The 23,674-nt window shown below is 63.8% G+C and carries 19 protein-coding genes and 2 pseudogenes; 12 read left to right on the top strand and 9 right to left on the bottom strand.

The window, feature by feature from the left end:
• Positions 1–172: 172 nt before the first annotated feature.
• The 4 genes from H1204_RS18445 to H1204_RS18430 form a co-directional block, all read right to left on the bottom strand.
• Positions 173–955 carry an SDR family NAD(P)-dependent oxidoreductase gene (locus tag H1204_RS18445; protein ID WP_180732161.1) on the bottom strand — a complete coding sequence of 261 codons (783 nt, stop codon included), beginning with the start codon at positions 953–955 and terminating at the stop codon, positions 173–175.
• Positions 956–967: 12 nt separating this feature from the next.
• Positions 968–2,146: an L-rhamnonate dehydratase gene (gene rhmD, locus H1204_RS18440; RefSeq protein ID WP_180732160.1), complete on the bottom strand. Its 1,179-nt coding sequence runs from the start codon at positions 2,144–2,146 to the stop codon at positions 968–970.
• Positions 2,147–2,186: 40 nt separating this feature from the next.
• Complete coding sequence (locus tag H1204_RS18435; RefSeq protein WP_180732159.1) at positions 2,187–3,527, bottom strand: MFS transporter; 1,341 nt, start codon at positions 3,525–3,527, stop codon at positions 2,187–2,189.
• A gap of 98 nt (positions 3,528–3,625) precedes the next feature.
• A complete protein-coding gene (locus H1204_RS18430; protein WP_180732158.1) occupies positions 3,626–4,378 on the bottom strand; it encodes an SDR family NAD(P)-dependent oxidoreductase in 753 nt (250 codons plus the stop codon).
• A gap of 1,100 nt (positions 4,379–5,478) precedes the next feature.
• Here H1204_RS18430 and H1204_RS18425 point away from each other — a divergent pair.
• The 9 genes and pseudogenes from H1204_RS18425 to H1204_RS18385 all read left to right on the top strand — a co-directional run bounded on the left by H1204_RS18425 (position 5,479) and on the right by H1204_RS18385 (position 15,199).
• A complete protein-coding gene (locus tag H1204_RS18425; RefSeq protein WP_180732157.1) occupies positions 5,479–6,519 on the top strand; it encodes a toll/interleukin-1 receptor domain-containing protein in 1,041 nt (346 codons plus the stop codon).
• 328 nt (positions 6,520–6,847) lie between these two features.
• Positions 6,848–7,534, top strand: a complete 687-nt coding sequence (locus tag H1204_RS18420; protein ID WP_180732156.1) for an NAD(P)H-dependent oxidoreductase — start codon at positions 6,848–6,850, stop codon at positions 7,532–7,534.
• A gap of 387 nt (positions 7,535–7,921) precedes the next feature.
• A complete protein-coding gene (locus H1204_RS18415) occupies positions 7,922–8,140 on the top strand; it encodes a hypothetical protein (protein WP_009769690.1) in 219 nt (72 codons plus the stop codon).
• A gap of 144 nt (positions 8,141–8,284) precedes the next feature.
• A complete protein-coding gene (locus tag H1204_RS18410; protein ID WP_180732155.1) occupies positions 8,285–9,190 on the top strand; it encodes a ferritin-like domain-containing protein in 906 nt (301 codons plus the stop codon).
• Positions 9,191–9,293: 103 nt separating this feature from the next.
• Entirely contained in the window at positions 9,294–10,748 is a 1,455-nt protein-coding gene (iaaH, locus tag H1204_RS18405) for an indoleacetamide hydrolase (protein ID WP_180732154.1), read from the top strand.
• A gap of 6 nt (positions 10,749–10,754) precedes the next feature.
• Positions 10,755–11,504 (top strand): CDP-diacylglycerol diphosphatase, encoded by a 750-nt coding sequence (locus H1204_RS18400; RefSeq protein ID WP_180732153.1) that lies wholly within the window; start codon positions 10,755–10,757, stop codon positions 11,502–11,504.
• Positions 11,505–11,642: 138 nt separating this feature from the next.
• Positions 11,643–12,754: pseudogene (locus H1204_RS18395) on the top strand (fatty acid desaturase).
• Between the two features lie 349 nt (positions 12,755–13,103).
• Positions 13,104–14,283, top strand: a pseudogene (locus tag H1204_RS18390) (glycosyltransferase family 9 protein).
• Positions 14,284–14,410: 127 nt separating this feature from the next.
• Positions 14,411–15,199 (top strand): PhnD/SsuA/transferrin family substrate-binding protein, encoded by a 789-nt coding sequence (locus tag H1204_RS18385; RefSeq protein ID WP_180732152.1) that lies wholly within the window; start codon positions 14,411–14,413, stop codon positions 15,197–15,199.
• A 21-nt stretch (positions 15,200–15,220) separates the two neighbouring features.
• On the opposite strand, the gene H1204_RS18380 is transcribed toward H1204_RS18385, so the two are convergent.
• The 4 genes from H1204_RS18380 to H1204_RS18365 are packed head-to-tail and all read right to left on the bottom strand — an operon-like array spanning position 15,221 to position 20,909.
• Entirely contained in the window at positions 15,221–17,233 is a 2,013-nt protein-coding gene (locus tag H1204_RS18380) for an acetyl/propionyl/methylcrotonyl-CoA carboxylase subunit alpha (protein ID WP_180732151.1), read from the bottom strand.
• A gap of 53 nt (positions 17,234–17,286) precedes the next feature.
• Positions 17,287–18,072 (bottom strand): enoyl-CoA hydratase/isomerase family protein, encoded by a 786-nt coding sequence (locus H1204_RS18375; protein WP_180732150.1) that lies wholly within the window; start codon positions 18,070–18,072, stop codon positions 17,287–17,289.
• A 28-nt stretch (positions 18,073–18,100) separates the two neighbouring features.
• Complete coding sequence (locus H1204_RS18370) at positions 18,101–19,708, bottom strand: carboxyl transferase domain-containing protein (RefSeq protein ID WP_042315186.1); 1,608 nt, start codon at positions 19,706–19,708, stop codon at positions 18,101–18,103.
• A 19-nt stretch (positions 19,709–19,727) separates the two neighbouring features.
• Positions 19,728–20,909: an isovaleryl-CoA dehydrogenase gene (locus H1204_RS18365; RefSeq protein ID WP_180732149.1), complete on the bottom strand. Its 1,182-nt coding sequence runs from the start codon at positions 20,907–20,909 to the stop codon at positions 19,728–19,730.
• Between the two features lie 311 nt (positions 20,910–21,220).
• Between H1204_RS18365 and H1204_RS18360 the strand changes: the two genes are divergently transcribed.
• The 3 genes from H1204_RS18360 to H1204_RS18350 all read left to right on the top strand — a co-directional run bounded on the left by H1204_RS18360 (position 21,221) and on the right by H1204_RS18350 (position 22,692).
• Positions 21,221–21,997: a TetR/AcrR family transcriptional regulator gene (locus H1204_RS18360; protein ID WP_180732148.1), complete on the top strand. Its 777-nt coding sequence runs from the start codon at positions 21,221–21,223 to the stop codon at positions 21,995–21,997.
• Positions 21,998–22,083: 86 nt separating this feature from the next.
• Positions 22,084–22,239, top strand: coding sequence for a hypothetical protein (locus tag H1204_RS18355; protein ID WP_180732147.1), 156 nt, complete (start codon positions 22,084–22,086; stop codon positions 22,237–22,239).
• 81 nt (positions 22,240–22,320) lie between these two features.
• Positions 22,321–22,692 (top strand): PRC-barrel domain-containing protein, encoded by a 372-nt coding sequence (locus tag H1204_RS18350; protein ID WP_180733211.1) that lies wholly within the window; start codon positions 22,321–22,323, stop codon positions 22,690–22,692.
• A gap of 48 nt (positions 22,693–22,740) precedes the next feature.
• Here the strand turns inward: H1204_RS18350 and H1204_RS18345 are convergent, their stop codons facing one another.
• Positions 22,741–23,646, bottom strand: coding sequence for a LysR family transcriptional regulator (locus H1204_RS18345; RefSeq protein WP_180732146.1), 906 nt, complete (start codon positions 23,644–23,646; stop codon positions 22,741–22,743).
• Positions 23,647–23,674 lie beyond the last annotated feature (28 nt).

The following is a 23,674-nucleotide window of genomic DNA, read 5'->3' as shown; positions in this document are numbered from 1 at the left end:
GTGCTTCACGCGTCGCAGTTCGGTGTTTTGGCCTCTGCGCTGGCATCCGCGTGTTGCCTTCGTGCTTCAAGCGTCGCCCCTGTGCGGGGCAACGCTTGAAGCAAGCTAACGAATCGCGGATGCCAGCGCAAACACAAGGCATACCACCCAGCGTCGCAGACAACCAAAAACCCTACTGCAAATTCACAAACAACCCACCATCAACTAACAAAGCCGCGCCAGTAACATACCTGGCCCGATCAGAAGCAAGAAACACCACACAATCAGCGACATCCTCCGGCTGTCCCAGCCGCCCAAGCGGGATACGCTTCTCGAAGTACGCTTTCTTAGCCTCATCGCCGAGGTCTTCGGCGTTAAGGTCCGTAGCAATCGTCCCAGGCATAACAGAATTACACCGTATGCCGAAAGGCCCAAGCGCAATAGCGCAAGACTGCATCAGCGAGTGCACACCCGCTTTAGTCGGCGTGTAATGCGTCTGCATCCCACCCCCAACGAGCGCACTGATCGAACTCGTCGCGACGATCGCACCGCCAGTACCCTGCGCCTTCATCTGCAGCGCAACAGCCTGCGTGACAAAAAATGCACCATTGAGATTGACGGCAACCGTCGTCTCCAGCATATCGGCAGGCATATCGAGAAACGCATGAAACGGACAAATGCCCGCATTGCTGGCCAGCACATCAACCTTACCGAACGCCTCGACCGTGCGCCGCACAAGCTCAAGCCCCGTCTCCTTCAACGCGACATTGCCCTCGACGGCAATCACCCGCCGCCCAAGCGATTCGATTTCGCCAATCACTTCTTCGACCGCGGAGCGCCGGTTATACGACGCATCGTTGTCGCCCCAGTAGTTGATCGCAACATCGGCACCCTCTTTCGCACACGCCACGGCAATCGCCCGCCCAATGCCGCGCGAGCCACCCGTCACGATCACCGCCTTGTCTTTCAGCAGCACAGGCTTCTCCGTTCAATGTTGATAAGGCCGCTCGAGCGCACACTCGGGATTCAGCCGCACACCGAAGCCCGGCGTGTCAGGCACCTTCATGCGGCCATTGACGGGCACCGGCTCGTCGAGCAGCAACGGCGTGAACATCGGCACCACCTGATCGGCCTTCGGCGCCATCATCAGGAACTCCGCGAACGGCGAGTTGTGACGCGTGACGACGAAGTGATAGCTGTACACCGACGACCCATGCGGCACAACCATTACGTTATGCGCATCGGCGAGCGCGGAAATCTTGATCAGTTCGGTGATGCCGCCGCACCAGCCGACGTCCGGCTGGATCAAATCGCAGCAGTTCATTTCGAGCAGCATCCTGAAGCCCCAGCGCGTCGCCTCGTGCTCGCCCGTCGATACCATCATGCCGCGCGGCACGTTGCGGCGCAGTTCGGCGTAACCCCAGTAGTCGTCGGGCGACAGCGCTTCTTCGATCCACTTCAGCCCATATTCGTGCGCGGCCTTCGCAAGCTTCGTCGCGTACGTGACGTCGAGGCTCATCCAGCAGTCGTACATCAGCCAGAAATCGTCGCCGACGCGGCTGCGCATGTCAGCGAGCTTGTCGATGTTCTTTCTGAGTCCCTCCTCACCTTCGGCCGGATTGTGCTGCAACGGCAGCTTGCCGCCGATAAAGCCCATTTCCTTCGCAAGGTCGGGCCGCGCGCCCGTCGCATAGAACTGCAACTCGTCGCGCACCGGGCCGCCCAACAGCTGATACACGGGCTCCTTGCGCACTTTCGCGAGCAGATCCCACAGTGCGAGATCGACGCCCGAAATCGTATTGAGCACCACGCCCTTGCGTCCGTAATAGAGCGTCGAGAAGTACATCTGATCCCACATCTTCTCGATGTCCGTCACGCGTTGTCCTTCGAGGAAGCGCGCCAGATGCTTCTCGACGATGAACGCGCCGATCTCTCCGCCCGTCGTCACCGCGAAGCCGACCGTGCCGTCGCTCGCCTCGATTTCGACGACCAGCGTCCCCAGCACGTTGATGCCGAACGACTGCCGGCTTTGCCGGTACTGCGGATAACGCGCCATCGGCGTCGAGATGTGATCGTCGATCCAGTGTCCGTCGGCCTGATCGTGATAGTCCGCGCCGCCGCCGCGGACGACGAAGGCACGCACGTGCCGGATAGTGGGCATCGCCATGTTCTAGAGCTCCGTTCGTGGGTTGCGTGCGCCTCGCGTGTCAGCGGGCGCGATGAATGGGTTGCGGGAAAGCGGGTGTGTCGCGCGTCGCGTCGCGGCGCACCAGCGTGCCGATCAGCAGCGCGGCCAGCAAACTCGCCGCGCCGAGCAGCAGCAAGCCCGCCGAGGTCGACTGGAACGCATGCTCGGCGCTCGTGCGCAGCGTCGGCGCGATGAAGCCACCCAGGCTGCCGAGCGAATTGATCAGCGCGATGCCGCCCGCAGCCGCCGCGCCCGTCAGGTAGCGCGTCGGAAAGGTCCAGAAGAGCGGCTGCGCGGCGATGAAGCCGCTTGCCGCGCAGCACAGCGCGGCCATCGCCAGCAGAGGACTATGCGTCGCGCCCGATACGCCGATCCCGCATCCCGCGAGCACCAGCAGCGCGACAGCCCAGCGCCGGTGCGTGCCCGTCGCGTCGGCGCGGCGCGGCACGAACCAGGTCAGCGCGAGCGCGCAGATCCACGGCACGGCCGCCACCATGCCGACGCGCAGGCCAACCGACTCGCCCATCAGCGCCGCGACCTGCTGCGGCAAATAGAAGATCACGCCGTACACGCTCATCTGGATCAGCAGATAGATCGCGGAGAACAGCAGCACGCGTTTATCGACGAGCGCCGCGAGCAGGTTGCGCGGGCCGTGCGCGGACGCGGCGCGTGCGTCGTCGTCGAGCGCGGCGCTCAAGGTCTTGCGCGCTTGCGGCGTGAGCCAGCGCGCGTCCTCGGGCCGATCGTCGAGATAGAAGAACGCCCACACGCCGACCACCGACGCCAGCCCGCCTTCGATCAGAAACAGCCACTGCCACCCCGCGAGATTCAACGCGCCGTGCAACTCCAGCAGAAAACCCGACAGCGGACTGCCGAACATGAATGCAAGCGGCGCGCCGAAATAAAACACGCCGACAGCACGCGCACGCGCCGATTGCGGAAACCAGCGCGTCAGGTAATAGATGACGCCCGGAAAGAAGCCCGCTTCGGCGACGCCGAGCAAAAAGCGCAGCGCATAGAACGTGGTGGCCGTGTGCGCGAGACTCATCGCCGCCGACACGAGGCCCCACGTGACCATGATCCGGCACATCCACAGCCGTGCGCCGACGCGATGCAGCAACAGATTGCTCGGCACTTCGAACAGCGCATAGCCGACGAAAAACACGCCCGCGCCGAACGCGAACGCGGCGTTCGAGATGCCCGTGTCGTGCTGCAAGGCCTTTTGTGCGAAGCCGATATTCGCGCGATCGAGGAACGCGAGCACGTACATCAGCAGCAGGAACGGCAACAGCCGCCGCATGACCTGGCTGACGATGCCGTCGAGGGTGTCGCGGGTTTCGGACGAGGTCCCGTTCATCATGTCTCCGTGTCGCCTTCGTGCGAAGGCCCGACGGCATGCGTGTGCCGCCGTGGTTCGTGCTCGTTGTCGTGCGTTGTCGTGCGATCGGTCTGGCAGGTCTAGTACGTTGCGCGGCCGCCCGACAGATCGAACACGGCGCCCGTGCTAAATGCACAGTCTTCCGACGCGAGCCACAGGATCAGCGAGGCTGCTTCGTCCGGCAGCAGGAAGCGGTTCATCGGAATCTTCGACAGCATGTAGTCGATGTGCTCCTGCTTCATCGAATCGAAGATTTCGGTTTTCGCGGCTGCGGGCGTGACGGCGTTGACGAGGATGTTCTTTGTCGCGAGTTCCTTGCCGAGCGATTTGGTCAGGCCGATCAGCCCTGCTTTCGACGCGCTGTAGTGCGACGCGTTCGGATTGCCTTCCTTGCCCGCCACGGAAGCGATATTGACAATGCGCCCGTAACCCTGCTTCAGCATCTGCGGCACGACCGCGCGGCATGCGAGATACGGGCCGATCAGGTTGACGTCGATCACGCGGCGCCACATGTCCGGTTCGAGTTCCCACGTCGTGCCGTTGCCGCCCGTGATGCCGGCGCAGTTGATCAACACGTCGATGGCGCCGTGGGCGGCGAGCGTCTTGCTGACGGCGGCGTCGATCTCGGCCTCTTTGGTTTGATCGACGGTGACGGCGGCGACCTTGCCGAGTTCGCTTAGCTCTTTCGCGCTGCGCTCGAGCCGCTCGGTGTCGACGTCCCAGAGCGCCACGGCCGCGCCCGAGCGAAGCGCGCGCTGCGCTACCGCATAGCCGATTCCTCGCGCGCCACCCGTAATGACGACGACACGGCCCTCCAGATCGATCTGATTCATCGCTGCGCTCCTGGTTTTGTTCCTCATGCGCGGGATGTTGCTCGCGCATCTATTGTTGTTGGGGTTCGGGTTGGTGTTGGGGTTGGTGTTTCGTCACGGACCCTCGGTGTACGCAATATAAATCGGGGGTGATACGGGAACAATCCGAGTGTTGGATGGGGTGATAACAAAAGTGAATCAGGGAGGGGGCCGTGCGGCGAGAGGGTTATCGGGCGGTGTTTTTTGGCTTTTTGCTGGCATTCGCGGGTTGCCTTCTTGATTCAGGCGTCGCCGTTCGGTGTTTTTGTGTTTGCGCTGGCATCCGCGCTTTGTTAGCTTGCTTCACGCGTCGCCCCTGTGCGGGGCGGCACCTACTTTTCTTTGCCGCCGCAAAGAAAGGTAGGCAAAAGAAAGCGGCTAACACCACCAATCCTTCTTCCTGCCTGAGGGCCCCCAAAGGTTCTTACGCTTCACACTGCAATCACGTGACTGATGTTAGTTGCCAGCACTCTTGCTGTGCGCCTCACCCGCTTCACGCACCCGCGCTGCATCATGCCGTGCCAGATAGTCCACCGCCGCCCAGGTGGCAAACTGTGTGTAGGCCGTAGCACTCCACACGCCTCACTTCGGACCCGATAGCGCACGCGTTCCACCCTGTAAGAGCGCTACCTTGTACGACGCGACAACCTACACACAGTTTGCCACCTGGGCGGCACATACCATTCGCTGCCGCTCGCACGTGTGCGGGTGTTTGAAGTGGGTGAGGCGTTCATTCGAAGCGTTGGCAACGAGCACCGACTAGGGCACTGGAATGTGAAGCGTGGGGACGTTGGGGGCCCGTGAATAGGAACACAGGCTGGCGGGTTAGCCGCTTTCTTTTGCCTACTTTTCTTTGCGGCGGCAAAGAAAAGTAGGTGCCGCCCCGCACAGGGGCGACGCCTGAAGCAAGCTAACAAAACGCGGATGCCAGCGAAAAGGCCAAAACACCGAACGGCAACGCCTGAAAGCATCATCACCCGCCATGCACCGCTAACAGGACCCCGCGCACTCTGCTTTAATAAAAGAGCATTTGAATTCCAGGATCGGCTCGCCGTTCAACCCGATGAGGGAGGAATCGTTCGATGCGGCCCATTTTCATCAGTTACCGGCGCGAAGATACGGAAGGCCAGGCAGGCCGCCTGTTCGAATCGCTGCGCGAAGTGTTCGGCGAACACACGGTCTTCATGGACGTCGCGACGATCGAACCGGGCGCCGACTTCCGGCGCGCAATCGAGACGAACATCGACAAGTGCGCGGTGCTGCTGGCGCTGATCGGCCGGACCTGGCTCACCGTCACAGACCGGGAAGGCAAACGGCGCCTCGACAATCCGGGCGACTTCGTACGGCTCGAAACGTCGTCGGCGCTCAAGCGCAACGTGACGGTAATACCCGTGCTGGTGCAAGGCGCGACGATGCCGCAGGAAGCCGACCTGCCCGCCGATATCAAGGACCTCGCCTACCACAATGCGTTCGAACTGACGCACGCGCGCTGGGACAGCGACGTGGAACTGCTGATCAAGACATTGCGCACGCACGCAGGCGACGAACCGGGCGACAGCGCGCCCGCCGACACGCCGCACGCGAGACCCACCCCGACCGCAAACAGCGGCAAAAGTCACACCCGCATCTGGACGATTGGCGGCGCAGTCGCGGCGGTCGCGCTGATGGGCGCTGTCGTATTGAAGATGTCGGGGTCCGGGCACGAGGCAAAAGCGAACACGACCGTTGTCGCATCGGAGCCCGTTCCGACGTCAGCCACGACGGTTGCGACGCCCGGCAATCAGCCGGGCAAAGGCGATCAGATGGTGTCGAAGAAGGCTTTGCAGCGGGCCGCGCACGATCGCGGCGCTTGCGTCAGGCCTTTCGTCTGGCGCCAGGCGCAACCTCGCGACAAGGTATGCGTGACGCCGGACACGCAACTGCGCATCCTCGCCGAAAACCGGGCCGCCTCCGACAACCGCTTGCCGAACGGCGGCGCGTATGGACCGGACACCTGCAAGCCCGGCTTCGTGTGGCGCGCGGCGTTCGACGGCGACACCGTGTGCGTGACGCCCGAATCGCGGCAGATGACGGCCGACGACAATATGCTCGGCGCGCGGCGAATCGTGCCGTTGCCGCAATAACACGCGTCGCGTTTCCTCAGCGCAAAAAAAGCCCCGGATTCTTGCGAATCCGGGGCCAATCCCATGTCAAGGAGTTCTCATGGAGGAGACGGTTTCATATTAGCGCCCGCCCGTCCCCGCTCCAACGAAGCCTTTTGCACAAGCAATCCACGCCGCCGCGCGCAGCCGATAACCCTTCTGCCGTTATATCGTTAGAACAAAAAGTCGTTTCCCGCTGGTACGATCGGTCACTAACATGGCGGTTCAGGTCCAGAGGCCCGTTCGCATGCGACGCCACAGGTGTCGAACATGCATCCGGCCGGCCGCCACTGCAGCAAGGAGCTTGAAGTTGACCCGTTTCGACCAGAACCGCCGCCCGCTCGTGATCGGCATCGGCGGCACCACGCGCGCTGCATCGTCTACTGAACGCGCGCTCGGCTTTGCGCTGCGCGGCGCGGAACAGGCGGGCGCACGTACGCGTCTGTTTGGCGGCGCATTCCTGCACAGCCTGCCGCACTATGCGCCCGAAAGCACCCAACGCACCGATGAACAGATCGAACTGATCGAGGCCGTCCGTCACGCGGATGCCCTCATCATCGCGACGCCCGGTTATCACGGCGGCGTGTCGGGCCTCGTGAAAAATGCGCTCGACACACTCGAAGAACTGCGTGCCGACGAGCGCCCGTACCTCGACGGCCGCGCGGTCGGCTGCATCGTCACCGCGTATGGGTGGCAAGCGGCGGGCTCCGTGCTGACGTCGCTGCGCTCCATCGTGCACGCGCTGCGGGGCTGGCCGACGCCGTTCGGCGCAGGCATCAACACGCTCGAAACGCGGTTCGAATCCGCCGATACCTGCTCCGATCCGAAGGTGGTCGAACAGCTGTCGATAGTCGGCCAGCAGGCCTCGCAATTCGCGCTCGCGTTCCGCTCGCATCACGCCTCGCATCAAGCGGAAAGCGCACCCGCGGGGTCCGCAACGTCGGCGAGTGCCGCCGACGAAACGCGACCCAGGCGCGTTCTCGCACTGGCGAACTGATTCGCCTGTTCCCCTTGCGCAATGCCATGCGCCGCATCGAAGCGGCGCGTGACATTGCGCATGTCCGCTGACGTCTCCTTACCGCTCCCGCCGCGCCGTCACGCTGTGCCGAAGCGTCTCGCTGCGTGCGCTGGCCAACATGCGCGACGCCGCGATCGTGGTCCAAACAACAGACCCGGCTGCCCTCGCCGCCGCATCATCGCGACAACGCACGCGATAACGCCTCATCCAGATCCCGCAGACCGTTCCCTGGCCGCCCGTGATTTGCTTGCGACGAATGATTGGTTCACGCGCTCCACGGCCCAGCCTACGCTAGTCCCTGCCCGCTTCGATTAACTGATCGCCGTGCGCGCAATCCGTCGCGGGAGGCGATCGAACATGAAACAGATGAACAGACATATCCGCTACAAGGGCTACGAAGTGGCCCCGGCTGCGCAGCGCCTGCCCAACGGGCTTTTCGCCGCGAACCTCACCATCGAGAAAGCCACGGCCGCCAGCGGCGGACACGCCTATTCATTCGACGCGCTCGACTATTTCTTCGACGAAGAGCACGCGCTTGCGTATGCGTTCCGTTGGGGACGGCTGTGGATCGACAGCCATCAGTAAACAGTAAGCAACCAGGCTCATTGCAACTTTTGACGGCATGCAGCGCGTAAAGTCGTGTGGTAGCGCGGTGCATGCCCGCTCGACGTCACAAATTAACGGGTTATGACAGAATAGGCGGAATAACTAGCCACGTTTCCGCCTGACATGTCTGACACCCTGGTAACAGAAGCAGAGGCCGCTCACGATCATGCGCTGCGTAACTGGACCTTCGATGGCCACGCACGCATGGGTGTCGGCTCCGACGAACACAAACAGATGTTCTGCCGGATGCTTCTCGAAACGCATAACCCTTACAAGCCGGCCGTTATCAACTGGCCGCAATTGCCGCCCGATGCGCTGAAGCGCATCACCTCCCTGCCGATCTGGGACATCGCCGTGCAAACGGAAGGCCGCGCGTCGATACGCGTGTCCACGTATGCCGCGCAGGTGCAAGACCCGCTGATACGCGAAGCAATCGCAATGGACGCCGCTGAAGAAGCGCGTCACAAGCACGTTTTGTCGCGTCTGGTCGCCGCCTATGGCATCGAGCTCGCGCCCGAGCCGTACTATCCCGCTCCGCGCGACGCCGAATGGGCGTGGATGTTCACCGGCTACAGCGAGTGCATCGACAGTTTCTTCGCGTTCGGGATGTTCCGTTCCGCGCAGCTGTCGGGCTATTTCCCGGAAGAACTGATCGAAACCTTTGAACCCGTGATTCAGGAAGAAGCGCGCCACATTCTCTTTTTCGTCAACTGGGTCGCGTGGTATCGCCGTACGATGCCGTGGTGGCGCCGTCCGTGGCACTCGCTGCGCGTCGGCGCGATCTGGATCAAGCTGATCTGGGACCGCGTCGCGATTGCGAAGGGCATCGACTCGGACGGCGTCGCGCACGACTCGAACTTCCTGCCCGCCAACAGCTCGACGATCGGCCAGGCACTCTCGACGCGTCAACTGATCGAACTCTGTCTCCAGGAAAACGACCAACGGATGGCCGGCTACGACAAACGGCTCGTCCGTCCGACGCCCGTTCCCGCGCTCGCGCGCCTCGCGCTGCGCCTGATGCGCAAGTAGCCGCCCGTCAGCGCAAGCCGCCGCACGATTGCGGAAGCCCATCAACGTGCCGCGCGCACGCGGGCGCATTCACGACACGTACCAATCGAGGGAGACAGACCACATGCAATGGACCGTCGATGAGCAACTCGCGCTGACGGCAACGCAGGCCGTCGCCGCCATCCAGTCCGGGCGGCTCGACGCGCTCGACTATGTCGCGACCCTGCTCGCGCGCGCCGCCGCGCTCGACACGCTCAACGCGTTCACCGCGATCGACATGGAGGGGGCGCTCGCCGCCGCGAAACGCATCGACGCGCTGCCGCCCGACGAGAAAGCCCGTCTCCCGCTCGCGGGCCTGCCCGTTGTCATCAAGGACAACATCAACACGGCGGGCCTGCTGACCTCGGCGGGCACGCCCGCGCTCGACGGCTTCAAGCCGAAAACCGACGCGCCCTCCGTGCGCAAGCTGATCGACGCGGGCGCGATCGTGCTCGGCAAGACCAACATGCACGAACTCGCGTTCGGCATCACGAGCGCGAATCTGGCGCCGCATGCGGGCGTCGTGCGCAATCCTTACGACCCGTCGCTGATCGCAGGCGGCTCGTCGGGTGGCACGGCCGTTGCCGTCGCCGCGCGCGTGTCGCCCGCCGGACTCGGCAGCGACACAGGCGGCTCGACGCGCATTCCCGCCGCGCTGACGGGGATTGCGGGCTTCCGCCCGTCGGTGGGCAACGGCGGCGCCGAGCGCCGCTATCACGACCCGCATGCCGTCGTGCCGATCAGTCACACGCGCGATACCGTCGGGCCGATGGCGCGCACGGTCGCGGACGTCGCGCTGCTCGACGGCGTGATATCGGGCGATACCGCGCTGCCCGACGTGCCACTGCCGGCGCTGCGCATCGGCTTGCCCGAGCCGCTGTGGGCCGATCTCGAGCGCGCGACGGAAGATGTCGCGCGCGCCGCGCTGAAGACGCTCGAAGCGGCGGGCGTCACATTCGTGCCCGTCGCGATGCCCGACCTGCTGCAGCTGAACGAGCAGACGGGCGGTCCGATCGCGATCCACGAAGCGCTCGAAGACGTACGCGACTACCTCGTCGCAAACGATGCGCCCGTCCAGACGGTCGGCGAGCTGGCAGCGCGCATCGCGAGCCCCGATGTGCGCAATATCTACGACGTCGTGCTGGCAGGCGCGCTGGCCCAGCACTATCCGGCCGCGATGAATACCTGGCGTCCGCAATTGCAGCGGCACTATGCGGACACGTTCGCGGCCGAACGCCTCGACGCCCTGCTCTTTCCGACCACACGCCTCGTCGCCGTGCCGATCGACGAAGTGAACGGCTCGTCCGTCGTGTCGATCGACGGCGCGCCCGCCATCGACGAAATGACCGCCTATCTGCGCAATACCGATCCCGCCAGCAACGCCGGCATTCCTGGCCTCTCGCTGCCCGCCGGCCTGACGCAGGACGGCTTGCCCGTGGGCATCGAACTGGATGGACCGCTTGGCAGCGACCGCCGGCTGCTTGCCATCGGCATCGCGTTCGAAGCGCTCCTCGGCACGGTCCCCGCTCCGACTATCTGACACCTCATGACCCGACTACGCATCAGGCACCTCGCGGCGCTTGCCATTGCGCTGTGCACGTCCGGCTGTGCGCTCATCGCCGCCGCCGATCCCAACGCGCTCTGGAACATCGTCGACCATCAGTGCGTGCCCGCCGCGCGCGCGTCGGGCGGCGCGGGCTTCTGCACGGCCGTCAATCTGCCCGGACACTACGCGATCCTCAAGGACATCAATGGCAACACGCAATATTTGCTGATTCCGACGGACCGCGTGACAGGTATCGAAAGCCCGGGCGTGCTCGCCACCGATGCGCCCGACTACTGGGCCGACGCGTGGGCCGCGCGGCAGTACGTCGGCTCGCGCATCGGCCTGACGTTCCCGCCCGATCAACTCGGCCTCGAAATCAACTCGCAGTTCCGCCGCACGCAGAACCAGTTGCATATTCATATGGACTGCATGCAGGACGACATCATCAAGGACCTCGCGCGCTTTCGCACCATCGAGCCGGGCCAGTGGCACTGGACGAAGCTCGACGGCAGCGCGTACCGCGTGATGCGCGTGCTGTCGCTGACGGGCGACAACAACCCGTTCCGCATCGTCGCGCGCGACCGGCAAGGCAGCGACGCGATGGCGCAGCAGACCATCCTCGTGACGGGCGCGGGGCCGAAAGACAGCGACGGCTGGCTGGTCGTCAACAGCGGCCTCGAACTCGACGACGGCAGCGGCTCGGCGGAAGGCCTGCTCGATCACGTGTGCAGAATCGGCATGCATCAGTAAAGGCGCTGGGCATTTGTTCAATTCGCACGTATAACAGGCGCCAAATCCGCTTTACTCACAAGCTTTGCCGAACAAATTGGTTCGGCGGCGGCGCACGCGCCTTTAGGATCGGTGAACTGCAATACGACCGATCCGCCGATGTCTTTCTATCTCGACGACGCACAACGCCACGCGCTCGCGCGGCGCCGTAACAGCTTCACATGGCGCACCGAATGGCCGACGTGGCTCCTGATCGGGGCGATCTACGGTGGATGGTTTTTCATCGTGAGTCACGCGCGCGCGTTTGGTCTGAGCATTGCGATTCCGCTGCTCGCCGTGTTCAGCGCGTGGTACATGTCGCTTCAGCATGAACTGCTGCACGGGCATCCGACGCGCTCGCCGTTCGTCAATGGGCTGATCGGGTTTGCGCCGCTCGCCGTGTGGTTTCCGTATCGCGTGTATCGCGATCTGCATTTGCAGCATCACGATGATCCGCATCTGACGCATCCCGAAGTCGATCCTGAAAGTTATTTCGTTAGTCGCGAGGCCTGGCGGCAGGCGGGCGTGTTGATGCGTGCGCTGCTGATTGCGCGGAATACTTTTGCCGGGCGGCTGCTGCTCGGGCCGGTGTTTTCGATTGCTGCGACTTCGACGCAGGCGTTGCGGAAGGTTGCGCGGGTGATTGGGCGGATGTGGCTGCGTGGCTTGCGCATTTTGTGGCGCTTGCCGGGTTGGTTGTCTGGCTTGATCGTCAGTGCGGGATCGCGCCTTGGCTGTTTATTGCAGGCGTCGGGTATCCGGCGCTGGCGTTGAGTTCTGTGCGTTCGTTTCAGGAGCATCGCGATGCGGATTTGTATGAGCATCGGTCAGTGATCAATGAGGCTGCCTGGTTCTGGCGTTTGCTGTTTCTGAACAATAACTATCACCTCGTGCATCACGACTTGCCGCATGTGCCGTGGTTTGCTTTACGCAAGGTTTATGTCGCGTCCCGCGTGCAATATGTTCAACGGTCTGGCGGGTTTCTGGTTAAGGGTTATGGCGAATGGGCCAGGCAGTATGCGGTTGCTGTGGCCATGCGGCCAGTGCATGGGGAGTTGTCTCGCGGTGCGGGGTTTGGTGCGGGTGCGGGTGCGTTTGACACGTTTGCAGGTGGGTTGCAGGCGCGGCTGCGAGTGGCCAGTACGACGCCAGTAGCCACGCGTGAGGCTCGCGTATCCGCTAGTGTCGGACGTGATGCCCCGAGGCATGGTCGATATGGTTCGAGATCTTGATCTTGTTTGGCTTTGGTTTCGCTGGCATCCGTGGTTTGCCTTCGTGGTTCAGGCGTTGCCGTTCGGTGTTTCGGCGTTTGCGCTGGCATCCGCGATTTGTTAGCGTGCTGCACGCGTCGCCCCTGTGCGGGGCGACGCGTGAAGCTAGATAACAAATCGCGGATGCCAGCGAACACCCCATAAAACCAAACCAACCGCGCCACGAAGCCAAACCGCGAATGCCAGCGCAATGGCAAAAAAACCACAACGTTGAATTGACCGAATAAACCGGAACCTCGGCGTTTCCCCACGCCCCCAACCCGTCACAATCAACCGCATATCGAGCAGCCTTGCGAGAAGGGGACGATCCATGGACTGGAAAAACCTGCTAATTGAAACGCCCGTCTGGCTGATGGCCCGCATCCATCCACCACGTTTCAACCCACGCCGCGACACCCCACGCGAAATCCTCGTGCTCCGCCCCAACGATTTCGGCGAACTGCTCACCACCACCCCGCTCTTCGAATCGCTGCGCAAGCAGTTTCCGTCGACGCGCCTGATCGCCGGCATCGGCAGCTGGGACGCCCGATTCTAGAGAACAATCCATATATCGACGAAATCGTCGAACTCGACGCGCCCTGGAACAACAAGATCGTCGCGGACCGGTCGCACAAGAACGTCTTGCGCTTCCTGTGGAAGTCCCCGCAGATTGACGCGCTGCGCGCGCGTGGCGGCTTCGACGTCGCAATCGACGTGCTCGGCAGCTACATGGGCGCGCTGCTGATGATGCGGCTCGGCGCACGCTACCGCATCGGCGTGCGCGGCTATCGCGGCGGCTGGAGCGGCTGTCAGGCGCACATCGTCTACGCGCGACGCCAGGCCGGACGCGCCGCGCTCGCGCAAGGCGAATTGCTCGGCGCGACAGCGTTGCCGGAAGTGCGCCCGCAACTCTTTCTGACAGGCGACGAACGCGCACGCGCCACGCAACTCTGGATGACAAATCCGCCAGCAGGTCGGCCCACAGTGCGCATCGTCGCCGGCGTCGGTGCCGGCGTGCCCACCAAGGCACGGCCCCGCGCGAAGTCGGCGCGGCGCTCGCACAAATCGCCCAGGCGCTGGAACAGCAAGGGCACGCATGCGAAGTCGTGATCGTCGGCAGCGCGGCGGATCAGGCCCGCGCGGCCGAGGCCATCGCCGCAGCCGGTCCGGGCGTGTCCGTTCGCTCCGTTGCGGGCGAGGCGCCGATGCGCGTCATGTTCGCGCTCGTCGAGCAGGCCGACGTCGTGCTGACGAACTCGACGATGCTGATGCACGTGGCGGCTGCGTTCCGCCGTCCAACTGTCGCCGTGCTCGGCGGCAGCATCACGAAACCGGATGTGCACGACGCGATATGGGGTTATCCGCCGCCCTATGCGAGCGTCACGCCCGAGAAGTCCGCCGACGGTCAGCGGCTGCAAGATTGGCCGGATGTCGGGCGCGTGGCGCAAGCGGTGTTGCAGTCCGTCGCCAAAGTGGACGCGCCGCGCACGAGCCTCGACGCCGCTGCTTGACGGCGCGAGCGCTGTTTCGTCGACGACGTCGCTCAGCATCGTCGAATCTGTCACGATGGGCGCAACACGGTGATCGGCGTGATGAACCACGCTGCCCGCAGACCGATCCGCGTTTAGAATCGCCTGCATGAACAAGATCGCCGCCCTGCCGATGTACAACGTCTCGCCCGCGCTCGCCGCCGACTGGCATGCGCTGCTCGCGGACGTGCTGCGCAATGTCGAGCCTCGCGCCGCGATCGCCGAACCGGACGACCTGCACGCGTTCTGGCGACGTCCTGACTTGCTGCTGTCGCAGACCTGCGGCTATCCGTACGTGCTCGGGCTGCACGAGCATGTGCAGTTGATCGCGACACCGCGCTTCGATGCACCCGGCTGCGAGGGCGCGAACTATTCGAGCGTGCTCGTCACGCGCGATGGTACCCGGTTCGACTCGATCGAAGCCTGTCGCGGCGCACGCGCCGCCTTCAATGCCACCGATTCGAACAGCGGCTATAACGCATTGCGCCACACCGTTGCGCCGCATTCAAAGAACGGCCGCTTCTTCGGCGCAACACTGGAGACGGGATCGCATCTCGGCTCCCTGCGCGCGATTGCCGAAGATCGCGCGGATGTTGCCGCGATCGATTGCGTCACGATGGCCTTCGCGCGCGACGCGTATCCGGAACTGACGGGCAGCTTGCGCGAGATCGGCTACACACGCTCATCGCCGGGCTTGCCGATGATTGCGTCGACGCATGTCGCGCCTGAACAGGCCAACGCATTGCGCGACGCGCTCGACGAAGCCGTCACAGCACAACCCGAGCGCGCGCAACGGCTCAAGCTCAAAGGCTTTTCGCGCTTGCCGCCCGAAGCGTACGACAGCATCCGTCAAATGGAAAACGAGGCGCGCGTAGCGAACTACGCGCGCCTCGCATGACGCTTCCTCGAAACCCGCGCCTTATTCGACGTCCAGCACCAACAACTGCGCACCATCGGTGACCTGATCGCCGACTGCGTACAGCACCTCCGCCACCTTGCCCGCTGCGGGCGCACCGATCGTGTGCTCCATCTTCATCGCTTCCATCACGATGAGCGGTTGCCCTTTCTCCACCACTGCGCCCTGTTCGACCAGCACCGCGATCACCTTGCCCGGCATCGGCGCAGTGAGACGCCCTTCGCCATGCTCGGCATCGGCTGCATGCGCGAGCAGGTTCTGCCATTCGAAGGCGAGCGCGTCGCCGCGACAGAACACATGGAACGTATCGCCGTCGATAAACACACGGCCCGTCACATGCGCATCGCCGATCGTCGCGCCGTATTCATGCTTGCCCGCGCCCGTCCACCACTTGAATGGCTCGGTGCGGCCATTGTGCGTGAGGGTCCGCGTATCGCCGTCGCGCGAGAAAACCACTGCAAACGCAGCCTCTTTCTCGATATCGCGCCAGTTGAGCGTCTGCGTATAGCCGCCGTTCAGGCGCCAGTGCGATAGCGCATCCCACGGCGACGCGCCATGCGCGACACCGCCCTCTCGCGTCAACAGCGCGCCGCATGCAAGCGCCAGCGCTTCGACGAACGGTTTTTCGACAGGTGCGAACAGCGCATCGTGATGACGCTCGATCAACCCCGTATCAAGATCGCCCGTCGAAAACGGCACGCTCGCAACGATACGCTGCAGGAATTCGACGTTCGTATGCGGGCCGACCACTTCGCAGCCGCGCAGCGCCTGGCTCATGCGCTTCAACGCTTCTTCACGGCTTGCGCCATGCACGATCAGCTTCGCGATCATCGGATCGTAGAACGGCGTGATCGTATCGCCCTCGCGCACGCCGCTGTCGATACGCACGGGCGCGCGCTCGCCGCCCGCGCCAAGCGAAAACTCCACGCCTTCCGGCATGCGCAGATGCTTCAACGTACCCGTCGACGGCAGGAAGCCGCGCGCCGGATGCTCCGCGTAGATGCGCGCCTCGATCGCATGGCCTTCGACCTTCAGTTGATCCTGCGCGAGCGGCAGCGGCTCGCCCGCCGCGACGCGCAACTGCCATTCGACGAGATCGAGTCCCGTCACCATCTCCGTCACAGGATGCTCGACCTGCAGACGCGTGTTCATCTCCATGAAGTAGAACTCGCCGCCTTCCGTCATGATGAACTCGACCGTGCCCGCGCCGACGTAGTTCACCGCGCGAGCCGCCGCAACAGCGGCCTCGCCCATCGCGCGCCGCACATGCGGCTGCAAGCCGGGCGCGGGCGCTTCTTCGAGCACTTTCTGATGGCGCCGCTGCACCGAGCAGTCGCGGTCGAACAGATAGACGGCGCCGCCATGCTTGTCGGCGAATACCTGCACTTCGACGTGACGCGGACGCATCAGATACTTTTCGATCAGCACGCGATCGTTGCCGAAGCTGCTCGCGGCCTCGCGCTTGCACGACGCGAGTGCGGCATCGAATTCCTCGGTGCGCGTCACCACGCGCATGCCCTTGCCGCCGCCGCCCGCGCTCGCCTTCAGCAGCACGGGATAGCCGATCTCATCGGCCTGTCGATGCAGCAGGTCGGCGTTCTGATCGTCGCCGTGATAACCCGGCACGAGCGGCACAGCGGCCGAATGCATCAGCGCCTTCGCAGCGGCCTTCGAACCCATCGCGGCAATCGCCTCGACAGGCGGCCCGATGAACGCGATGCCCGCCTTCTCGCAAGCGTGCGCAAAATCCTCGTTCTCCGACAAAAAGCCGTAGCCGGGATGCACGGCCTGCGCGCCCGTCGCGATGGCCGCCTCGATGATGCGTTCGACGCGCAGATAGCTTTCCGCCGCCGTCGAGCCGCCGATATGCACGGCTTCGTCGCACGCGGCGACATGCTTTGCGTTCGCGTCGGCGTCGGAATAGACCGCGACACTCGTGATGCCGAGCCGCTTGCAGGTCGCGGCGACGCGGCAGGCAATTTCGCCCCGGTTCGCAATCAGGATCTTGTTGAACATGAGGTGTCTCGATGGGTGTTGTTCTGTGCCGTGGCGACGTTCAAAGCGCGCTGTTAAACCCGCCACGAAGGCGAGCGCTTCTCAAGAAACGACGCAACGCCTTCGCGCCCTTCCGCGCCCGCGCGCGTCTTCGCAATGCGCGCGGCAGTATCTTCGATCAACGCCGCGCTGATTTCGCGGCCCGCGATATCGTGTACGAGCTGCTTGCACGCCTTCACCGCTTGCGGTCCGTTCGCGCACAACGTGGCCGCGAGTTGCTGCACGGTTTCGTCGAGCTTGTCAGCGCTCACGCTTTCGGCGACGAAGCCCAGGCGATGAGCCGTCGCGCAATCGAATGCTTCCGCCGTCATGAAGTAACGGCGCGATGCCTGCTCGCCGAGCGCGCGGATCACGTACGGCGCGATCGTCGCGGGAATCAGGCCGAGGCGCGCCTCGGACAGGCAGAACTTCGCGCTATCCACGGCGACGACGATATCGCACGCCGAGATCAGGCCCATGCCGCCCGCGTAAGCGTCGCCGTTCACGCGCGCGATCACCGGCTTGTTGCAGCGATAGATCGACACGAGCATGTCGGCAAGACGCATCGCGTCGGCGCGGTTCTCGTCGTCCGAGTAACCGGCCATCTTCTTCATCCAGTTCAGGTCCGCGCCTGCGCAGAACGCCTTGCCGCTCGCCGCGAGCACGACGGCGCGCACGTCGTCGCGCTCATTCAGCGCGCGAAACACCGACGTGACTTCCGCGATCATCGCTTCGTTGAACGCGTTGCGCACGTCCGGGCGATTGAGCGTGACGGTGGCGACCTGCTGGTCAAATGTGACGGTCAGGTTTTCGTATTGCATGGCCGAAGCTCCTTTCGCTGCGCCGTCGTTACATGCGGAACACGCCGAAGCGCGTGTCTTCGATCGGCGCATTCATCGCCGCCGACAGGCCGAGGCCGAGCACGTCGCGCGTCTGCGCAGGATCGATCACGCCGTCATCCCACAAGCGGGCGCTCGCGTAATACGGATGCCCCTGATGCTCGTATTGCTCGCGGATCGGCTGCTTGAACGCCTCTTCCTGCTCGGCCGTCCACGTGCCGCCCTTGCCTTCGATACCGTCGCGCTTGACGGTGGCGAGCACGGAAGCCGCCTGCTCGCCGCCCATCACGGAGATGCGCGCGTTCGGCCACATCCACAGGAAACGCGGCGAATACGCGCGGCCGCACATGCCGTAATTGCCCGCGCCGAACGAACCGCCGATGATCACCGTGAACTTCGGCACCTTCGCGGTCGCGACGGCCGTCACCATCTTCGCGCCGTTGCGCGCGATGCCTTCGTTCTCGTACTTGCGGCCCACCATGAAGCCCGTGATGTTCTGCAGGAACACGAGAGGTATCTTGCGCTGCGCGCACAGTTCGATGAAGTGCGCGCCCTTCAACGCCGACTCGGAAAACAGAATGCCGTTGTTCGCGACGATACCGACGGGATGACCCCAGATATGCGCGAAGCCGCACACGAGCGTCGTGCCGTAGCGCGCCTTGAATTCATCGAACGCGGAATCGTCGACGATACGCGCGATCACTTCGCGGATATCGAAAGGCTTGCGCGTATCGACGGGAATCACGCCGTAGATGCTCTTCACATCGTAGCGCGGCGGCTTCGGTTCCTGCATCGTGACGGGCACGTCCTTGCGCCGGTTCAGATTGCCGACGATGCTGCGCGCAATCGCCAGCGCGTGCGCATCGTTTTGCGCGAGATGATCGACGACACCCGACAGACGCGTGTGCACGTCGCCGCCGCCCAGATCTTCCGCGCTGACCTCTTCGCCCGTCGCCGCCTTGACGAGCGGCGGGCCGCCCAGAAAGATCGTGCCTTGATTCTTGACGATGATCGACTCGTCGCTCATCGCGGGCACATACGCGCCGCCCGCCGTGCACGAGCCCATCACGACGGCAATCTGCGGAATGCCTTGCGCCGACAGGTTCGCCTGGTTGTAGAAGATGCGGCCGAAGTGATCGCGGTCGGGGAACACTTCGTCCTGATTCGGCAGGTTCGCGCCGCCCGAATCGACGAGATACACGCAGGGCAAGTGGTTTTCTTCGGCGATTTCCTGCGCGCGCACGTGCTTCTTCACGGTCACCGGGTAGTAGGTACCGCCCTTCACCGTCGCGTCGTTGCAGACGATCACGCACTCCTGGCCCGCAATCCGCCCGATGCCCGTAATCACGCCCGCGCCCGGCGCGTCGTCGTGATACATGCCGAATGCGGCGAGTTGCGACAGTTCGAGAAACGGCGTGCCTGGATCGAGCAGTTGCGCGATGCGATCGCGCGGCAGCAACTTGCCGCGCGACACGTGCTTGTCGCGCGCGGCGGGACCGCCGCCCAGCGCGAGCTTGCTGATCTTCGCCTTGAGATCTTCGACGAGCGCTTCGAGCGCGGCCGTGTTGGTGCGGAAATCGTCGGAGCGCGGGTTCAACTTCGATTCGATGATCGGCATGTTGTGTTTTCCGTAGCTCTTACATCGTTTCCGCAAACAGCTCGCGGCCGATCAGCATGCGGCGGATTTCGCTCGTACCCGCGCCGATTTCATAGAGCTTCGCATCGCGCCACAGACGCCCGACGGGATACTCGTTGATATAACCATTGCCGCCGAGAATCTGGATCGCCTCGCCCGCCATCCACGTGGCCTTTTCCGCCGTGTAGAGAATCACGCCCGCGCAGTCCTTGCGCACCTGGCGCACGTGCGCCGTGCCGATCGTGTCGAGTTGACGGCCAACCGCGTACAGATACGCGCGGCACGCCTGCAACGTGGTGTATAGATCGGCAACCTTGCCCTGGATCAGCTGGAACTCGCCGATCGACTGACCAAACTGCTTGCGGTCGTGAATGTACGGCACGACGGCATCCATCACCGCCATCATGATGCCCGTCGGGCCTCCCGCGAGTACGGCGCGCTCATAGTCGAGACCGCTCATCAGCACCTTCACGCCGCCGTTCAGTTCACCGAGGATGTTCTCTTCCGGCACTTCAACGTTCTCGAACACCAGTTCGCCCGTATGCGAGCCGCGCATGCCGAGCTTGTCGAGCTTCTGCGCGACGGAAAAGCCCTTCATGCCCTTCTCGACGATGAACGCCGTGATGCCGCGCGGACCGGCTTCGATATCCGTCTTCGCGTAGACGACGAGCGTGTCGCAGTCCGGGCCATTCGTGATCCACATCTTCGTGCCGTTCAGCACGTAGCGGTCGCCCTTCTTCTCGGCGCGCAGCTTCATGCTGACCACGTCCGAGCCGGCGTTCGGCTCGCTCATCGCCAGCGCGCCGACATGTTCACCCGACACCAGCTTCGGCAGGTACTTCTCTTTTTGCGCAGCATTGCCGTTGCGGTGAATCTGGTTCACGCACAGGTTCGAGTGCGCACCATACGAGAGACCGACGGACGCCGACGCGCGCGAGATTTCTTCCATCGCGACCATGTGCGCGGTGTAGCCCATGTTCGCGCCGCCGTATTCTTCGGAAACCGTCATGCCGAGCACGCCCAGATCACCGAATTTCTTCCACAGGTCCATCGGGAACTGGTCCGTGCGGTCGATTTCTCCCGCACGCGGCGCGATCTCCTTCGCCGCAAACGACGCGAGGCTGTCGCGCAGCATCTCGATCTCTTCACCAAGCGGGAACTGCATACCGGGCAAGTTGCTCATGTGTGTCTCCAGGAGTTCGTGGCGGGCGGGTCACGCGTGTCATGGCGTGCAGCGCGCCTCGCATCAGGCAATTTTTCTGAGCCGGACTCAGCCGGCTGGTTCGCCGCGCGCTTGGCTTCCATCGTCATTCATTCGACATGGGCGGCTGCTCGGCAGTACAGAGCGCATTTCACTCCAGATTTACGTAAGCGTCAACCGGTATTTTTGAGTGTCACTCAAAAATACCGTGAAGTACACGCTGAATGGGCTGACAGCGTGGTAGTATCGGCCGCAACGGAGCCTTTCCGCTCCGAAATCTGAACTGGACTCATATGATGGGCGTAGCAAGGGCCGAGGTGTCGGGGTCGCGCCGCCAGCCGGCAGGCCGTAAGTCGCAGCAACGCGTGAAGGAGATTCTTCAGGCGGGCCGCGACGTCTTTTCCGAAAAAGGCTACGAACGCGCGACGACGGCGGAGATCGCGCAACGGCTCGGCATTTCCGAGGCCACGGTGTTCAGCTACTTTCGCGGCAAGCGCGAACTGTGCGCGCGCGTGATCGGCGACTGGTACGACGAGATCATCGAAGCCATCGAGTCGGGCCTGCCGCGCGACGGCAGCATCCGCCAGCAGTTTGCGTTCATCGTGCGCACGCATTTGCGGCTGATGCTGGTCAACGGCACGGGATTGTGCGCGCTCGTGCTGTCGGAAGGCCGCACGCGTCAGCACGAGCTCAGCGAAGAACTGACGGGCTTGCAGCGCCGCTACACCGCGCCGCTGATGCGCGTGCTGTCGCACGGCCAGCAGACGGGCCAGATCCGCTCGGACGTACCGCTGCGCCTGCTGCGCTCGCTCGTCTTCGGCCCGATGGAACACGTGCTGTGGGACGCGACGCTCGGCAATCGCCGCACCGATATCGACGCCACGGCAGACCGCCTGATCGACGTGCTGTGGTCCGCGTTGCAGCCGCCCGACGCGTCGCTCAGCGCGCTCGTGCAGTTCCGCCAGGAAGTGGGCGAAGCGGCGCGCCGCCTGGCGGAAGCGGAAGCCGCGCATCAGCAGAATGCGAAGCAGGCGGCGCCCGAACGTATCAATACGGGCGAAGACGCCTGAGCCTTCACATAGCGCCGAGCGCCCGGCCGGGTGCGCAACTTGCTGACGACGTTGATGCCAGCAACGTAACCCAAGGAGGCCCGGCCATGTCAACCACGCCCAACGAAGGCGACAATCCGATCCGCCCCGACCAGTCCGACGTCGTGCAGACCGATCTGCCCGACCTCGGTCCGTCGCAGGACCCGGACGCGCCACCGCCCGATCCCGACGTCAACCCCGATTACGAGGACGACAAGCCTTAGAAACAGGCGCCGTTCGTCAACAACATCGAATGCCAGGGAGGGAGGATCATCGTGCAACACGTATTCAACAGAACATGCCAGATGGGCGTCGCGAGCTTGCTGGCCGCGCTCATCTCGACAACGGCACTCGCGCAAGGCGCGCCGCAATCGGTCACCGAGCGCCGCACGGAAGTCATGCAGACGGGCAGCGGCTTTCGCGCCTCGAAGCTCGCGGGAACGAGCGTTTATAACCGCGACAAGGACAAGATCGGCACCATCGACGATCTGATCGTTTCGCCGTCCGATCACACCGCGTTCGCGATTCTGTCGGTGGGCGGCTTTCTCGGCATGGGCAAGCACTACGTCGCCGTGCCATTTAGCGATCTGCAGATCACCGCCAAACAGGTGACGATGCCGGAGGCGACCAAGTCGTCGCTCGAAGCGTTGCCCGAGTTCAAGTACGCACCGGACTGAGCATCAATCCTTCGGCCGCTTCGCATCGAACCTGCGAAGCGGTCGTCGTCATTCGTCGACCAGCGCGGGAATCCCGGCGACGAGCGCGTCGATCGCGCAACGCACTTTCGACGCCATATAGCGCGTTTGCGGCCACACGACATTGATCTCCTGCGGCGGCAAACTGCAGCGTCCCTTGACCAGCACGAGTTCGCCCGACTTCACATAGCGCGCGAGCAGCCATGACGGAATGCGCGTGAGCCCAAAGCCCGCGATCGCCGCCGCGGCAATCGCCTGCACGTCGTCCATGCTCAGTTGCGGGTTGATCTTCACGCGCTTTACCTGCCCTGCCTCGTCGTGCAAATCCCAAGGCACGAGCGCGCCGCCACGCGCGTACACGATGCCGTCACGCCCATCCATCTCGTCGAGCGAGACGGGCATGCCGTGCCGTGCGAGATACGACGGCGCCGCGCCGATGCTCGTGTACTGCACGCCCAGGCGCCGCGCGGCGAGACTCGTGCTGTCGCGCAACTCGCCGATCCGCACGGCGAGATCGAAGCCTTCTTCGACGAGATCGACCATGCGGTCGCTGAACGACATGTCGATCTGCAGTTTCGGATGGCGGCGCGCCAGATTCATCAGCACGGGCGCGACGCACAGTTGACCGAACGCGAGCGGCAAGCTCACGCGCAGCCGCCCGCGTGGCGCGCGCCGTCCGCCTTCGAGTTCGGCCTCGGCCGCTTCGAGTTCGGCGAGCGCGCGCACGCAGCGCTCGTAGTACGCCTGGCCGTCTTCCGTGAGGCTCTGGCTGCGCGTCGTGCGATGGATCAGACGCACGCCGAGCCGCGTCTCCAGGCGCGCAATCACCTTGCCGACAGCCGAGCGCGTCAGGTTCAGTCGTTCGGCCGCCAGCGCGAAGCTGCCCGCCTCGACGACCTGCACGAAGGTCGCCACGCCATCCAGGCGATCAGTCATTGCGCCACCTGATTGGTTCTTTTTTGGC

Source organism: Paraburkholderia sp. PGU19 (assembly GCF_013426915.1).
GTDB lineage: Bacteria > Pseudomonadota > Gammaproteobacteria > Burkholderiales > Burkholderiaceae > Paraburkholderia.
The sequence above is the reverse complement of the archived record's forward strand: the minus strand, read 5'-3'. Positions and strand labels throughout refer to the sequence as shown.